This window comes from Streptomyces sioyaensis, assembly GCF_004122735.1.
Taxonomy (GTDB): domain Bacteria; phylum Actinomycetota; class Actinomycetes; order Streptomycetales; family Streptomycetaceae; genus Streptomyces; species Streptomyces sioyaensis.
Genome location: NZ_SDIF01000005.1, coordinates 80,918 through 94,544 on the forward strand (window position 1 = coordinate 80,918; position 13,627 = coordinate 94,544).

The 13,627-nt window shown below is 71.7% G+C and carries 13 protein-coding genes and 1 tRNA gene; 8 read left to right on the forward strand and 6 right to left on the reverse strand.

The features are described 5' to 3' along the window. Positions 1-135: 135 nt before the first annotated feature. Both EST54_RS03135 and EST54_RS03140 read right to left on the reverse strand, forming a co-directional pair. On the reverse strand, positions 136-861 hold the full coding sequence (locus tag EST54_RS03135) for a maleate cis-trans isomerase family protein (RefSeq protein WP_129244734.1): 726 nt from the start codon (positions 859-861) through the stop codon (positions 136-138). A 137-nt stretch (positions 862-998) separates the two neighbouring features. Further along, entirely contained in the window at positions 999-1,904 is a 906-nt protein-coding gene (locus tag EST54_RS03140) for a maleate cis-trans isomerase family protein (protein ID WP_129244736.1), read from the reverse strand. Positions 1,905-2,112: 208 nt separating this feature from the next. On the opposite strand from EST54_RS03140, the gene EST54_RS03145 reads away from it, so the two are divergent. Both EST54_RS03145 and EST54_RS03150 read left to right on the forward strand, forming a co-directional pair. After that, positions 2,113-3,078: a D-2-hydroxyacid dehydrogenase gene (locus tag EST54_RS03145; protein ID WP_129244738.1), complete on the forward strand. Its 966-nt coding sequence runs from the start codon at positions 2,113-2,115 to the stop codon at positions 3,076-3,078. Between the two features lie 115 nt (positions 3,079-3,193). Then, on the forward strand, positions 3,194-4,618 hold the full coding sequence (locus EST54_RS03150) for an amidase (RefSeq protein ID WP_129244740.1): 1,425 nt from the start codon (positions 3,194-3,196) through the stop codon (positions 4,616-4,618). Here the strand turns inward: EST54_RS03150 and EST54_RS03155 are convergent. Further along, positions 4,599-5,099, reverse strand: coding sequence for a DUF3830 family protein (locus tag EST54_RS03155; protein ID WP_129244742.1), 501 nt, complete (start codon positions 5,097-5,099; stop codon positions 4,599-4,601). The two genes, EST54_RS03150 and EST54_RS03155, sit on opposite strands and share 20 nt — an antisense overlap. A gap of 135 nt (positions 5,100-5,234) precedes the next feature. On the opposite strand from EST54_RS03155, the gene ehuB reads away from it, so the two are divergent. The 6 genes from ehuB to EST54_RS03185 all read left to right on the forward strand — a co-directional run bounded on the left by ehuB (position 5,235) and on the right by EST54_RS03185 (position 9,624). Beyond that, on the forward strand, positions 5,235-6,146 hold the full coding sequence (ehuB, locus tag EST54_RS03160; protein WP_239012371.1) for an ectoine/hydroxyectoine ABC transporter substrate-binding protein EhuB: 912 nt from the start codon (positions 5,235-5,237) through the stop codon (positions 6,144-6,146). After that, positions 6,143-6,874: an ectoine/hydroxyectoine ABC transporter permease subunit EhuC gene (gene ehuC / locus EST54_RS03165; protein ID WP_129244746.1), complete on the forward strand. Its 732-nt coding sequence runs from the start codon at positions 6,143-6,145 to the stop codon at positions 6,872-6,874. Before ehuB ends, ehuC begins: the two co-directional genes overlap by 4 nt. Positions 6,875-6,906: 32 nt before the next feature. After that, entirely contained in the window at positions 6,907-7,524 is a 618-nt protein-coding gene (gene ehuD / locus EST54_RS03170) for an ectoine/hydroxyectoine ABC transporter permease subunit EhuD (RefSeq protein ID WP_239012438.1), read from the forward strand. Beyond that, positions 7,514-8,347, forward strand: a complete 834-nt coding sequence (gene ehuA, locus EST54_RS03175) for an ectoine/hydroxyectoine ABC transporter ATP-binding protein EhuA (RefSeq protein WP_372448099.1) — start codon at positions 7,514-7,516, stop codon at positions 8,345-8,347. Before ehuD ends, ehuA begins: the two co-directional genes overlap by 11 nt. A 340-nt stretch (positions 8,348-8,687) precedes the next feature. After that, positions 8,688-9,446: an IclR family transcriptional regulator gene (locus EST54_RS03180; RefSeq protein WP_129244750.1), complete on the forward strand. Its 759-nt coding sequence runs from the start codon at positions 8,688-8,690 to the stop codon at positions 9,444-9,446. A gap of 104 nt (positions 9,447-9,550) precedes the next feature. Continuing rightward, positions 9,551-9,624 (forward strand) — tRNA-Lys (locus tag EST54_RS03185). 89 nt (positions 9,625-9,713) lie between these two features. Here the strand turns inward: EST54_RS03185 and EST54_RS03190 are convergent. The 3 genes from EST54_RS03190 to EST54_RS03200 form a co-directional block, all read right to left on the reverse strand. Then, positions 9,714-11,480 carry an AMP-binding protein gene (locus EST54_RS03190; RefSeq protein ID WP_129244752.1) on the reverse strand — a complete coding sequence of 589 codons (1,767 nt, stop codon included), beginning with the start codon at positions 11,478-11,480 and terminating at the stop codon, positions 9,714-9,716. A gap of 112 nt (positions 11,481-11,592) precedes the next feature. Further along, entirely contained in the window at positions 11,593-12,837 is a 1,245-nt protein-coding gene (locus EST54_RS03195; protein ID WP_129244754.1) for a hypothetical protein, read from the reverse strand. Further along, the gene (locus EST54_RS03200) at positions 12,837-13,256 is read right to left on the reverse strand and encodes an SsgA family sporulation/cell division regulator (RefSeq protein WP_244942428.1); all 420 of its coding nucleotides are present in this window, start codon (positions 13,254-13,256) and stop codon (positions 12,837-12,839) included. The genes EST54_RS03195 and EST54_RS03200 overlap by 1 nt, the downstream gene beginning before the upstream one ends. Between the last annotated feature and the right edge of the window lie 371 nt (positions 13,257-13,627).

Below are 13,627 nucleotides of genomic sequence, written 5' to 3' on the forward strand. Positions count from 1 at the left end.
CTGGTCTGCCGGGAGGACAACCGGAGAGTATCTCCACTTATTCCCGGGTCAGATCCCGTGCGGAGGACCGCTTGCCGGGCGAAGGACCGCCTCCCGGGCGGGGGCCGGGCCGCAGCGTCCGGCCCCCGCCAGGGGTCAGACGTGCGAGGTCCGGGAGAAGAGGGTGCCGAGCACCGGGCAGGAGAGCGTGCGGTCGAGCAGCCGCAGCCCCTCCCAGACCGTCACCTGGTTCGCGGTGAGCACCGGCTTGCGCAGCTCCGCTTCGAGGGCCGGCAGATGGTCGGCGGTGTGCAGCGCGGTGTCGGGCAGCAGCACCACCTCGGCATCGGGATGGTCGCCGGCGCGGGCCAGCGCCAGCACCTCCGCGCGGCCCCAGGTGCCGACCTCGGCGGCGGTGATGATGCCGCTGGCGCGGGTCGAGACGACCTCCGTCCCGGCGGACTTCAAGAACGCGTGGAAGTGCTCGGCGACATCGTCGGGGTAGGTGGCCGCGATCGCGACCCGCCGTGCCCCGAGCGCCTGGACGGCATGGGCGAAGGCGAAGGACGTACTGGACGCGGGCAGGCCGGCGGTGGCGGACAGCTCCCGGACCTGTTCGTGGGCGCCTTCCCAGCCGAAGACGAAGCTGGCGCTGGTACAGGACCAGACGACGGCCTCTGCGCCGCGCTCCTTGAGCTCGTCGACGCCGGCCGCCAGCCGCGCGGCGGAGCCCATCTCCAGCAGCGCGTCGACGCGGTGGGCGTCCTCGCCGATGTCGGTATGGACCAGCGGCAGGCGGACCGTGCCGCCCAGGAGCGTTTCGATCCGGGGGTAGTCGTCCTCCGCGGAGTATCCGGGATAGAGGAAGCCGACCGATGCCATGCAGGTCTCCCTTGCGCGTACGGCTGCGGATGCAGGGGCGTTCGTGGATGCGTTCACGGGTGGAGCGGTGCGGTACGGACGGAGCGCTGCCGGCGAGCGGGGTCACGCCGGCAGCGTCCGGGACCGGGGGCGGGCCCTCAGACCGGGGGCAGACCTCCGGTGTCCTCGGGTGGGTAGGGCGGCGGTTCGAGGCCGTCGGCCACCTCCCCCTCCGGTGGCACGGGAGGCCCGGCGAAGGCGGCCTCGGGGGTCGCCCGCGGTCCGGTGTCCACCGGCTCCGATCCGCTCATCGCGGCCGGCCCGCGCCGTGCCACCGGATCGAGCAGCGCCTGATACGGGCCCACCGCCGCGACGCCGATGGCGCGCAGCGCGGCCCACATCGTGACCTGGTTGGCCGACAGCACCGGCATCCGCAGCTCGGCCTCCAGCTGCGGGATGACGTCGTACGTCGGCAGGTTCGTACAGCTGATGAAGAGGGCCTCGGTGTCACCGACCACGGCCGCGCGGGCCATGTCGACGACGTCGCGGTAGGGCACCTTCCAGATGTGCCGGGTCAGCCCGAGATAGGCCCGGCCGGTGACCGTGATGCCCGCCTCGCCGAGGAAGTCCTCCAGGGAGTCGGTGACCGATTTCGTATACGGCGTGACCACGGCGATGCGCTGTGCGCCGATCTCGCGCACCGCTTCGATCAGCGCGCCCGAGGTGGTGAGGGAGGGCACCTCCCCCGCCTGGACCATGGCGGCGCACATGGCCCGCTCGCCCGCCACACCCCCGACGAAGCTGCCGGAGGTGCAGGCATAGGAGATGACCTGCGGTGACACCGCGCACAGCGCCTGGACCGCGGCGTCCAGGGTTTCGTGCTCGCTGACCAGCCGGGCCAGGTCGAGGCTGACCTCGACCGGCACGAAGGGTGTTCGGGTGAGGTGGAGGGACACGTCGTCGGGCACCCATCGCCACAGCTCTCGGTCGAGCGCGAAGTCGAAGGGAGCGACAACACCCACGCCGAGCTGCGGCTGTGGGCCACCCAGAAAAGAGACGTCCATGAAGGCCCCTAGAACAAAGCGAAGGGCTGGAATGGCCAGGCCAGTGGCCGAGGAGGAGGTGCAGCCGGATCAAGCCGGGACGTCGGGACAGTGCCGTTGTTGACACGGTAGATACGACTTCTTAGCGTGGTCAATCCTCGCATCTCAGGCATCTGTCGGCGCCCCCTTTCCATTGAAGGGGACTCACGTTTCAGAACGGTTTCTGGCTATGTCCGAAAGCACCGTCCTCGTCCTCGGATCCGACCCGCCGCCGAAGCTGGACCGGCTCGCCGGCCGGGCCCGGGTGATCTTCACCGACGAGGAGTCGCTCGCCGACCGACTCCCCTCCGCCGACGTGTTGTTGGCCTGGGATTTCACCTCCGATGCGATCCGCAGAGCCTGGCCGGAGGAGGGCCCCAAACCGGGGTGGGTGCACACCGCGAGCGCGGGAGTGGATCAGCTGCTGTGCCCGGCGCTGATCGCCGACGACACCGTGGTGACCAATGCCCGCGGCGTTTTCGAGCAGCCGATCGCCGAGTACGTCGCCGGACTGGTGATCGCGATGGCGAAGGACTTCTACGGAAGTTGGGAGCTCCAGCGGCAGCGGCGCTGGCGGCACCGCGAGACGCTGCGGCTGGCCGGGAGCCGGGCCGTCGTAGTGGGCTCCGGGCCGATCGGCCGGGCCATCGGCAGCACCCTGCTGGCACTGGGCATCAAGGTCGATCTGGTCGGCCGCCGGGAGCGCCGGGACGATCCGCGCTTCGGCCGGGTGCACCCGAGTGAGGCGCTGGACGGGCTGCTGCCCCATGCGGACTGGGTGATCTGTGCGGCGCCGCTGACCGACGCCACCCGCGGGCTGTTCGACAAGGCGGCCTTCGAGCGGATGCCGCAGCGGGCCCGGTTCATCAACGTCGGGCGCGGGCCGCTGGTCGTCGAGGCCGATCTGGTCGCGGCGCTGCGCGCATGGCGGATCGCGGCGGCGGCGCTGGACGTCTTCGAGCAGGAGCCGCTCACCACGGACAGCCCGCTGTGGGACGTACCGCATCTGATCGTCTCGCCCCACATGAGCGGCGACACCCTGGGCTGGCGGGACGCCCTCGCCGAGCAGTTCCAGGACAACTTCGACCGGTGGTCGGCGGGCGAGCCGCTGGACAACGTCGTCGACAAACGGCTCGGGTACGTACCGGTGCAGTGACGGCGCCCGGCTGCCGGGCCCGGCCAGGGCCTGTCCGACCCTGACCCATCGGACAGGCCCTGGGCCGTCCCGCTCCCCCACCGCCCCGCCGGGGCGGACGACGCTCGGAGGACGCATGACCACCGAACCGACCGACCTCGCCGACTTCACCGTCACCCGGCTCACGGCCGGGTACGCGGCCGGCGAATTCTCCCCCGTCGAGGCGGCCCGGGCGGTGCTGGCGCGCGCCGAGGCCGCCCAGGCCGCGACGAACTGCTTCACCCGGATCGACGCGGACGAGGCGCTGGCGGGCGCCGGGGCAGCGGAGGAGCGCTGGCGGGCCGGGGCCCCGGCCGGTCCGCTGGACGGGGTACCGGTCACCGTCAAGGATCTGATCCTCACCCGGGGCGCCCCGACGCTGCGCGGTTCGCGCACGGTGCGGGCCGAGGGCCCCTGGGACGAGGACGCCCCGTCGGTCGCCCGGCTGCGGGAGTCCGGTGCGGTGTTCGTCGGCAAGACCACCACCCCCGAGTTCGGCTGGAAGGGCGTCACCGACAGTCCGCGGCACGGGGTGACGGGCAATCCCTACGATCCCGAGCGCACCGCGGGCGGCTCCAGCGGCGGCAGTGCGGCGGCGGTGGCTTCGGGCGCGGGGCCGCTGAGCCTGGGCACGGACGGCGGCGGCTCGGTGCGCATCCCGGCGTCGTTCTGCGGGATCTTCGCGCTCAAGGCGACCTACGGGCGGGTGCCGCTGTATCCGGCGAGCCCGTTCGGGACGCTGGCGCACGTCGGGCCGATGACCCGGGACGCGGCGGACGCGGCGCTGGCGATGGACGTGATCTGCGGGGCGGACTGGCGGGACTGGTCCCAGCTCGGTCCGGCGGCCGGCTCGTTCCGTGCGGAGCTGGCCGGCCCGGTGTCCGGACTGCGGGTGGCCTACAGCCCGTCGCTCGGCTGGGACGTGCCGGTCGCTCCGGAGGTCGCCGCGGCGGTCCGCCGGGCCGTCGACACCCTCGCCGGGCTCGGCGCCTCCGTCGAGGAGATCGACCCGGGCATCGCGGACCCCGTGGAGGCCTTCCACACCCTGTGGTTCAGCGGCGCGGCCCGGGTGGTGCAGCATCTGGACGACGCGGACCGGGCACTGCTCGACCCGGGGCTCCAGGAGATCTGTGAGCAGGGCGCCCGCTACAGCGCGCTGGACTATCTGGCCGCGGTCGATACGCGGATGGCGCTCGGCCAGGCGATGGGCCGCTTCCACAGCGCCTACGACCTGCTGGTGACCCCGACGGAACCGATCACCGCCTTCGAGGCGGGCGCCGAGGTGCCGTCCGGGTCGGGCCACACCCGCTGGACCGGCTGGACACCGTTCACCTACCCCTTCAACCTCACCCAGCAGCCGGCCGCGACGCTGCCGTGCGGCGTGGACGGCGACGGGCTGCCGATCGGCGTCCAGCTGGTCGGGGCGCGGCATGCGGACGCGCTGGTGCTGCGCGCCGCGCATGCCCTCTACGAGGCGGGGACCGCACGGATCCCCGCACCTCCTATGCCCGCCGGAAGGTGAGGGTCTCCCCCAGCGCCCCGGCCCGCCACAGGTCCTGGCAGGCGTCGGCCATCCGGTCCAGGCCGTCGACGACGCTGCCCCACACGATGCCCGGCACCCAGCCCGCGTCACCGTTGATCAGCAGATTGTTGCGCTCGTAGAACAGTGCGAGATCGACGACGGTGGCGCGGCCCTGGTGTGCGGCCTGGCTCTCGTAACCGTAGGACTTCGTCCCCAGTTGTGTGTCCGTGAAGGTGAAGTAACACAGATCGCCGGGGATCGGAGTGATCGTCGGATTCTCCAGCGGCGGCTCCTCACGAGCGAACGGCGCGAGCAGGGCGTAGATCTCGTTGCGGGCGTATTTGGCGTGGTAGACGTCGCCGCCGAGCGGGAGTGCGTCCCACACGGCATTGCAGGTGATCGGCGCGCGGTCGTCGAGCAACTTGGCCGTGCAGCTCACGCCGCGCTTGTCCAGGGAGACTTCGATGAAGCGATCGGTCATGCCCCCGATCGTAGGTGGGCAATACCGGCGTACGGAACAACTCCGCGGCGCTTGCATCAAGGGCCGGAAACGATCGGCATATATGCCGGGTGTCCGGGTAGCCGCGCGCCCATGGCTCCACCACAGGAGAACAGAATGATCAATAGAAAATTGACCGGCGGAATCCGACGCCGATCGCTGCTCGCGGGGGTGGCGGCGCTCGGCGCGGCGGGCGCGATGGGAGCGGGCACGGGCTGCTCACGGGTCGACGTCTCCGGGGCGACCGGCGGCGGACACCAGCTGGAGGATCTGCGGAAAAAGGGCACCGTCCGCATGGGAATCGCCAGCGAACCGCCCTATGCCTCCATCAACAGCAAAGGCGAACTGACCGGTGAGGCCCCCGCGGTCGCCAAGACCATCTTCCGGCGGCTGGGCATCAAGAACTTCGAGCCGGTACCCGTCGAATTCGGCGCTCTGGTGCCCGGTCTGCATTCTTTCCAGTACGACGTGATCGTCGCGGGCATGTTCATCAACAAGGCGCGCTGTGCGGCCGTCCTCTTCTCCGACCCGGATTACGAGAGCAAGGACGCCTTCCTCGTACTCAAGGGCAACCCGAAAAATATCCACTCCTATGCGGACATCGCCAAGGGGAATTACCGGATGGGTTCCGGTATCGGCTATGCGGAGATCGACTACGCGGTCGGCAACGGCGTCAAGAAGAGCACGATCCAGACCTACGGCGACCAGATCGCCGGCATGGAGGCCCTGGAGGCCGGCCGGATCGACGTCTTCGCCGGCACCGCGCTGACCATGATCGAGGCGTTGAAGACCGGCGCCCACCCCAAGGTGGAGATGACCGCGCCGTTCACGCCGGAGGTCGACGGCAAGCCCCAGCGCGACGGCGGCGGCTACGGCTTCCGCATCGGCGAGACCAAGCTGCGCGACGCCTTCAACCGCGAGCTCCAGAAGATGAAGAAGAGCGGCGAACTCCTGCGTATCGCCCGGCCGTACGGCTTCACCAAGGAGTTCCAGACCGACCTCACGGCGAAGGAGCTCTGTAAGAAATGACCGGCGCTTTGTGGGGACTCTTCTTCGAGGGGCTGTGGATCACCATCCAGTTGATGGTCTACAGCGCCGCCCTGGCCGCGGTCGTCGCCTTCAGCGTCGGCCTCGCCCGCACCTCACGGTTCTGGATCGTCCGCTTCCTGTCCGGTGTCTATGTGGAATTCTTCCGCGGCACCTCGGCACTGGTGCTGATGTTCTGGCTGTTCTTCGCGCTGCCGCTGCTGGGCTGGCAGTTGGTCGGCATCTGGGCGGGCACCCTGGCGCTGGGCCTGTCGTACGGCGCGTACGGCTCCGAGATCGTCCGCGGCGCCGTCCAGGCGGTGGCCCCCGCCCAGCGCGAGGCGGCCATCGCGCTGAGCTTCACGCCCTGGCAGCGGCTGCAGAAGGTGATCCTTCCGCAGGCCGTCCCCGAGATGATGCCGCCGTTCAACAACCTGCTGATCGAGCTGCTCAAGGGCACCGCGCTGGCCTCGCTGCTGTCCATCGGCGAACTCACCTTCCAGGCCAAGCTGGCCCGGCTGTCGACCGGTCAGAGCGCCCAGATCTACGGCATCATCCTCGTCCTCTACTTCGCGGTCGCGTTCGTGCTGACCCGGATCATGCGGGTCCTGGAGCGCCGCGCCAAGGCCTCGATCGGCCGGGCGGTGCCCAAGGGCGAGGGCTGGTTCTCCCGCAAGCTGCCCGTCGAAAAGCAGGGTCCCGAGGCGCTGGCCACCGGAGGAAAGCCGTGAACAACTGGTCGTGGAGCTATGTCGGCGAGATCATGCCCGACATCCTCAAGGGGCTGTGGATCACCGTCCAGGCGACGATCTACGGCTCGCTGGTGTCGTTCGCGCTCGGCCTGGTCTGGGCGCTGGCGCTGCGCGCGCCGAGCCGCTGGGTGACCTGGCCGGTGAGCGTCTTCGTCGAGTTCATCCGCAACACCCCGCTGCTGGTGCAGCTGTTCTTCCTGTTCTTCGTCCTGCCGGGCTGGGGACTGACCTTCGCGCCGCTGACCACCGGCGTCATCGGCCTGGGCCTGCACTACTCGACGTACACCTCGGAGGTCTACCGCGCCGGTATCGAGGGGGTCCCGCCCGGCCAGTGGGAGGCCGCGACGGCGCTGAGCCTGCCGGCCCGGCGCACCTGGATCGCGGTGATCCTGCCGCAGGCGTTCCGCCGGGTGGTGCCCGCGCTGGGCAACTACGTCATCGCGATGTTCAAGGACACGCCGCTGCTGGCCGGCATCACCGTCGCCGACATGCTCTTCCAGGCGAACAGCATCAGCGCCACCACCTTCGACTACCTGGAGCCGATCACCGTCGTCGGCATCCTCTTCGTGGTCATCTCCTACCCCACCTCCCTCCTCCTGCGAGCCCTGGAGCGTCGCCTTGTCCGCTGACAGCAATCACCCGAAGGACCACACCGGAGAAACGACGAGCCCCGCGGAGTCCGGAGGAGGCGCCGAGCTGATCCGCTTCGACAAGGTCACCAAGCGGTTCGGCACCCACACCGTCCTGGACTCGCTGGACTTCACCGTCTCGTCGGGCAAGCACGTCACCCTCATCGGCCCCTCCGGCTCCGGCAAGACCACGATCCTGCGGCTGCTGATGACGCTGCTGAAGCCGGACGAGGGCACGATCAAGGTCGGCGGCCAGTACCTGACGCACGAGGAGAAGGGCGGCAAGCTCGTACCGGCCGGGGAGAAGCACACCCGCGAGGTCCGCAAGAAGATCGGCATGGTCTTCCAGCAGTTCAACCTCTTCCCGAACATGAAGGTGCTGCGGAACATCACCGAGGCGCCGGTGCACGTCCTCGGGATGGACAAGGACGCCGCCGAGGAGCGGGCCCGCGAGCTCCTCGACCTGGTGGGCCTGACCGAGCATCTCGACAAGTACCCCACCCAGCTCTCCGGCGGCCAGCAGCAGCGGGTCGCCATCGCCCGGGCGCTGGCGATGCGCCCGCAGGTGCTGCTGCTGGACGAGGTGACGTCGGCGCTCGACCCGGAGCTGGTGGCCGGGGTGCTGGACGTGCTGCGGGACATCGCCCACACCACGGACATCACGATGCTGTGCGTGACCCACGAGATGAACTTCGCCCGGGACATCTCCGACGACGTCCTGATGTTCGACGCCGGACGGGTCATCGAGTCCGGCTCCCCGGAGAAGATCTTCACCGAGCCGGAGCACGAGCGCACCCGGGAGTTCCTGAGCGCCGTGCTGTGAACGGCACGCCGTAGGCAGTTGGCCAGGGGGGCGGGTGGTGTGTCGTCGGGGCACACCACCCGCTGTCGTTCCCGCCCCGGTGCGGATGGCCGGATACCCCTCGGGGCCCGGCGGCTCCCGGACGCCCGGCCTTGTGACCTTGGCATATGCCAACGTCGCGCGCCCCGGTCCGGAAAACCGGGACGCGCTTCATTTCGGTCAAGACCCCCTCCGCCAACGGTCGTTGGCCGCTATCGTGAGGGCAGCCCCCGTTGTCCGGGAGCGGCCGGGCCCTGTCCGCCGGCCGTGACCACCGGCGGAGGCCACGACGCAAGCGGTACCAACCTGCTAGGGGGACACCGTGGCGCTGAAGCCCGAGCCGACCGCGCCGTTCCATTCGGTGCAGTACGCCCTGCGCGTACTCGAAGCGATCTCCAGGCACGCCGGCGGTGTGACCGACGCGCAGATCGCCCGCGACACCGGCCTGTCCCCCGGCCACCTCGCCCACATGCTGTCGATGCTCCGGCGCGAGGGCTATGTCGAGCAGCTCTCCGACGGCGCGAATGTCATCGGCGACGCACTGCTGCTCCTGGGCTCGGGCAACAAACGCAACCAGGCCCTGCGCAACAAGCTTCAGGTCACCCTCGACCAGCTGCGCGACTCGGTCGGCGCGGCGGTGTACATCAGCCGGTACATCGACGGCGAGGTGAAGATCCTCCACTACGCCGACGGGCCGCTGGCTCCCAAGGTCAACGAGTGGGCCGAATTCCACCGCACCGCGCACGCCAGCGCCGTCGGCAAATGCCTGCTCGCCCAGCTCGACCACGACGGCCGCAAGGACCACCTCTCCCGCCACAAGACCGCCCGGCTCACCTCCCGGACGATCACCAACGAGAAGGTCCTGTTCCACAAGCTCGACAGCCAGCCGCCCACGGTCCCCGTGCTCGACCTCCAGGAGTACGCCGTCGGCACGGTCTGTGCGGCCGTACCGATCACCGCCGGTGCGACGGTCGGCTGCCTGGCCCTGTCCATGCCGCTGGAGCACGCCCACCGGCTGCGCCAGGCCGCCGACGCGCTCAACCGCAAGGCCGCTCCGGTCCTGCTGTCGCTGGCGATCTGAGCCGGGTCGCGGCCGGACGGTCGGCGGCGGGGACCGTCGCTCGGTCCTCCCGGCCGTGGTCCGGAGCACCCCTCTCGACCAGGTAGTATTTCTTTCGTCAGCGCGCGCCGCTAGCTCAGTTGGTTAGAGCAGCTGACTCTTAATCAGCGGGTCCGGGGTTCGAGTCCCTGGCGGCGCACGTATCGAGTGGGCGTTTCCGGTTCTCCGGGAACGCCCACTCTGCTGTGTGGGGGCGGGCGGATGGGGAGCCCGTCGGCGGCCACCGGTTCAGCGGTCCAGAAGGTGCGCCCGGTCGTGCTCGCGGTAGAGCGCCAGGAGCGCGGCCCGGTCCCCGGCGGTGAACGGGCGATAGGCGCTGCCGGCGGGGAGGGCCCGGGCGGCCGGGCCCGTCGGGGTGAGCGGTGACCACCAGACCGGGTCCGGGCACCGGAATCCCTCCCGCCGCAGGGCGACGCGGTGCACCTTGTTCGTGGCGGTCACCGGCAGCGCGGCCATCGTCCGGACGAAACGGGGCGCCATCTTCGTGCCGAGGTCGGGCTGGGCGGCGAGAAAGGCCGTGAAATCGTCCGGGTCGAACGCGGCGCCGTCCGGCACCGCGAGGGCCGCCATGACCTGGTCGCCGGCGACGGGATCGGGCACCGCGTAGACGGCGGCGCCGGCGGCCGGGGCGTAACGGGCGAGGATGTTCTCGATCATCGCGGCGGCCAGGTTCTCGCTGTCCACCCGCAGCCGGTCGTCCGTCCGCCCGGCGAAGTGGAAGAAGCCCGCGGCGTCCCGGAAGAAGAGGTCGCCGGTCCAGTACCAGCCGGCGCCGGTCCGGCCGTCGCCCCGGCCGCGGGTACGGGCGGCGGTCGCCTCGGGGTTGCGCCAGTAGCCCTCGAAGGAGCTGCGGCCGCGGTTGACCAGCTCGCCTATCGCCTCCGCGCCGTTCAGCAGCCGGCCGGCCGGATCGAGCCGGGCGCGCGGCAGCTCGGCTCCGGTCTCCGGGTCGACGACGGCGAGATCGTCGCCGGGCGCGGGCCGGCCGACGGCGCCGGGCGGGGTGTCCGGGGTGCGCTGGAGCGCGGCGCCGCCCTCGGAGGAGCCGTACCCCTCCGTCAGGCGGACGCCGAACCGTGCGGCGAAGCGGGCGGCGTCGACGGCGCCCGCCTCGGTGCCGAACCCGCGGCGCAGCGGATGGTCCCGGTCGTCGGGGGCGGGCGGGGTGGCGAGCAGATACTGCACGGCCCGGCCGACATAGGTGAAGTAGGTGGCCCCGTAGCGGCGGACGTCGGGGAGGAAGGCGGAGGCCGAGAAGCGGCGGCACAGCGCCACGGCCGCGCCGCCGGCGAGCGCCGGGGCCCAGCCGGCGATCACCGCGTTGCCGTGGAACATCGGCATGCAGAGGTAGTGGACGTCGTCCCGGCGCAGCCCGAGATGGCCGGCCAGCGACCGCCCGGCGGCGGCCAGCCGGCCCTGGGAGCAGACGGCGGCCTTGGGGGCGCCGGTGGAGCCGGAGGTGAAGGTGAGCAGCATCCGGGTGGCGGGTGCCGGGGTGCCGCCCGGGCCGGAGGTGATCTCGTCGGGCGTCGTGCCCTCGTACGGCGCGAGCAGCTGCCGGTAGGCCGGGTCGTCCACGACGAGGATCCGCTCGGGCGGGAGCGGGAGGTCCAGGCCGGCCAGCAGCGGCAGCCGGGCGCGCTCGGTGATCAGCAGCGCGCAGTCGGTGTGGGCGAGGTCGCGGGCGAGCTCCGGGCCGCGGCGGGTGGGGTTGAGCCCGGCGACGGCTGCCGCGGCGAGCGCCGCCGCACTCAGCCACAGCGGATACTCCGGGACGTTGTCGAGCAGCACCCCCAGGTGCGGCGGCACACCACGGGGCAGCAGCTCCCGCAGCAACGCGGCCCGCGCCGCGGCGCCGCCGGCCAGCTGATGATGGCTGAGCCGCAGCTCCCCGTACATCGCCCCCACCCGGTGATCGCCCCACTGCGCACGGACGAGCTCCGCGAGGGGGGCGGCGCCGGAACTGCCGCTGGGGCCGGGGCCGTTGGCTGACATGGCGCCAGAGGGTAGCTGACGCGACGTCAGATTTGCAGGGTGCGTACGCCCCTGCGGCCGCCGCCGGGGTCCGCGGCGGCCGGGCGCGGCGGGACGGGGGCCGGGGCGGGGGTCAGGCGGCCACCGTGAGCGGGGCCGTGCCGGGGCGGGCGGCCGCCTGCACCAGGGCCGCATACGTACGGCGGAGGGCGATCAGCGACTCCTGGGCCTCGCGGTAGACGGCGGCGTCCGGGCCGCCGCGGTGGGCGAGGGTCCGTACGGGTGCGCAGTGGCGGTCCATCGCACTGAGCCAGGCGCGCTGCTGCGCCGGGAGATGTCGCCGCAGGAGCTGGCGCCGGCCCTCGCCCAGCCGGCGGCCGCCGATGCCCAGCACCGCGTCGGCCGCCTGGAGGACCGGCGGTTCCAGGGCGCCCTGTTCGGCGAGCGCACCGAGCACCGCGCGCTGCTGCGGTGTGGCCGGGGCCGCCGCCAGCTCCGCCGCCTCGGCGAGGAGCTGGGCGCGCAGTGCGTGCTGGACGCGTACCAGCCGGCGCAGCGCCGTCGGGGTGGAGGAGTCGTCGGGCGAGCGGCCCGCGAGGGTCTCGGCGAGCCGGAAGAGCCAGATCCCGTGGGCCTCCAGCCGGGTCGCGGCCAGCATCAGCCGGTCGAGACGGCTGAGCGGCTGCCCCTCGGGGGCCCAGCGGACGATCGGCACCAGGGTTTCGGTGCGGGCCAGTTGGTCGATGGGGATGTGGCGGCGCGGTTTGCGCTCGGGGGCCCAGTTGTGGAGCGCGAGGGTGGGCAGGGCGACGAACTGGTCGTGGTCGATACGGTGCGCGATCGCCGCCCACAGGTCGAGAAAGGCCTCGTCGGCGACCTCGCGTGCGGCCGGCGCCTGCGGATCGAGTCCGCACCAGCCGCAGGACACCGCGATCACCGCGATCCGCATGGCGGCGGCTTCCGCGTTCCGCAGCGAGAGGCGGGAGACGCGCTGCCGCAGGGCGGCCAACTCACCGGCCCGGCGGGCCCGTTCCACGAGCGCGACGGCCGCCTCCCGATCGGGTGCGGTCGCGGCCGCCCGCGCCATGGCGTCCAGCCGGGTCCAGGTGCCGATCATGGAACGGACCGGGGGCCGCTCGGGCAGGAAGCCGTGCGTGCGGGGGTCGTGCGAAGCGGCCGCGGCGGGTTCGCCGGCTGTCGCCTCGGGACCGCCGCCCTCCGCCCGGCCCGGTGGCGCGGCCTGCCGCGCGGCGGGTATGGGGGAGGCGGCGGGCTCGGCCGCTCCCGCCTCCGGAGTAGCAGCCCCGTTCACAGTCACCCCCATGGGCTCGGCCCCGGTCGGGGGCCCGGTCGTGGTCGTGATCGTCGTCTCCCCCATCAGCACTTCCCCGCGAGCAGCCGGGTCAGGTGGGTGTCCAGGTCGAGGTAGCGGCCCTCATGACCGGGCGGCACGATCGCCGCGGTCTGCTCCAGCCAGGGGGTCAGCTCACTCGCCCGTACCGACAGCTCGCAGATGCTGTCGTCGGTGGACAGCTCGATGTGCACCCGCCGCGGTTCGCCCGGCCGGCGGAAGGGCCACACCCGTACGTCCCCCTCCCCCGCCTCGCCGCACAGCCCGGCCAGCAGCAGCTCACGGGCGAACAGCCAGGTGGCGACCGTCCGGCCGCGACTGATGAAGGCGACCTCGACCTCGTACGGGCGGTCACTGCGATAGCTGAACCGGCCGGCCACCGGAACCGCTTCGTCCGGCCCGAGGAGGAGCTGCATCTCAAGGGTGCGCTTGGCTGTCGACACCACGACGATCAACCTTTCCGACGGAGGGGCGAGTCCCGGGGACCCGTGTCCGGGGCGCGCGTCCTGGCAGACGTTGCTGTGGAGGGTGGGGTTGCAGGAGGTGGAAAAGGAGTGACGGACGCCATGGCCGGCGCCCCTTCGGGCGTGTGCGGTTCTTTCGTCCTGTCGGTCGCCTCAGCCTCTCAACCATCGGTCGATATCGCATGTTGACGGGGCAACTGATGATCTACCGGCCCATCCGTCCCCTACTCTCGATCCTCACAGAGCAATGCGGGCGGACGAGCGGTCGAAGGTCCCAAGATCGCGGGACTTTCGACCGCGGCGCGGCGACCGCCGGCGGGGTAGGGGAGGCGGAACGAACGCCACGACGGGAG

Coding starts and splice junctions, on each gene's coding strand:
- ehuC (WP_129244746.1), top strand. CDS start 6,143: ATGACCGGCGCTTTGTGGGGACTCTTCTTCGAGGGGCTGTGGATCACC.
- EST54_RS03195 (WP_129244754.1), bottom strand. CDS start 12,837: ATGGGGGAGACGACGATCACGACCACGACCGGGCCCCCGACCGGGGCC.
- EST54_RS03145 (WP_129244738.1), top strand. CDS start 2,113: ATGTCCGAAAGCACCGTCCTCGTCCTCGGATCCGACCCGCCGCCGAAG.
- EST54_RS03135 (WP_129244734.1), bottom strand. CDS start 861: ATGGCATCGGTCGGCTTCCTCTATCCCGGATACTCCGCGGAGGACGAC.
- ehuB (WP_239012371.1), top strand. CDS start 5,235: ATGATCAATAGAAAATTGACCGGCGGAATCCGACGCCGATCGCTGCTC.
- EST54_RS03140 (WP_129244736.1), bottom strand. CDS start 1,904: ATGGACGTCTCTTTTCTGGGTGGCCCACAGCCGCAGCTCGGCGTGGGT.
- EST54_RS03155 (WP_129244742.1), bottom strand. CDS start 5,099: ATGACCGATCGCTTCATCGAAGTCTCCCTGGACAAGCGCGGCGTGAGC.
- ehuD (WP_239012438.1), top strand. CDS start 6,907: ATGCCCGACATCCTCAAGGGGCTGTGGATCACCGTCCAGGCGACGATC.
- EST54_RS03150 (WP_129244740.1), top strand. CDS start 3,194: ATGACCACCGAACCGACCGACCTCGCCGACTTCACCGTCACCCGGCTC.
- EST54_RS03190 (WP_129244752.1), bottom strand. CDS start 11,480: ATGTCAGCCAACGGCCCCGGCCCCAGCGGCAGTTCCGGCGCCGCCCCC.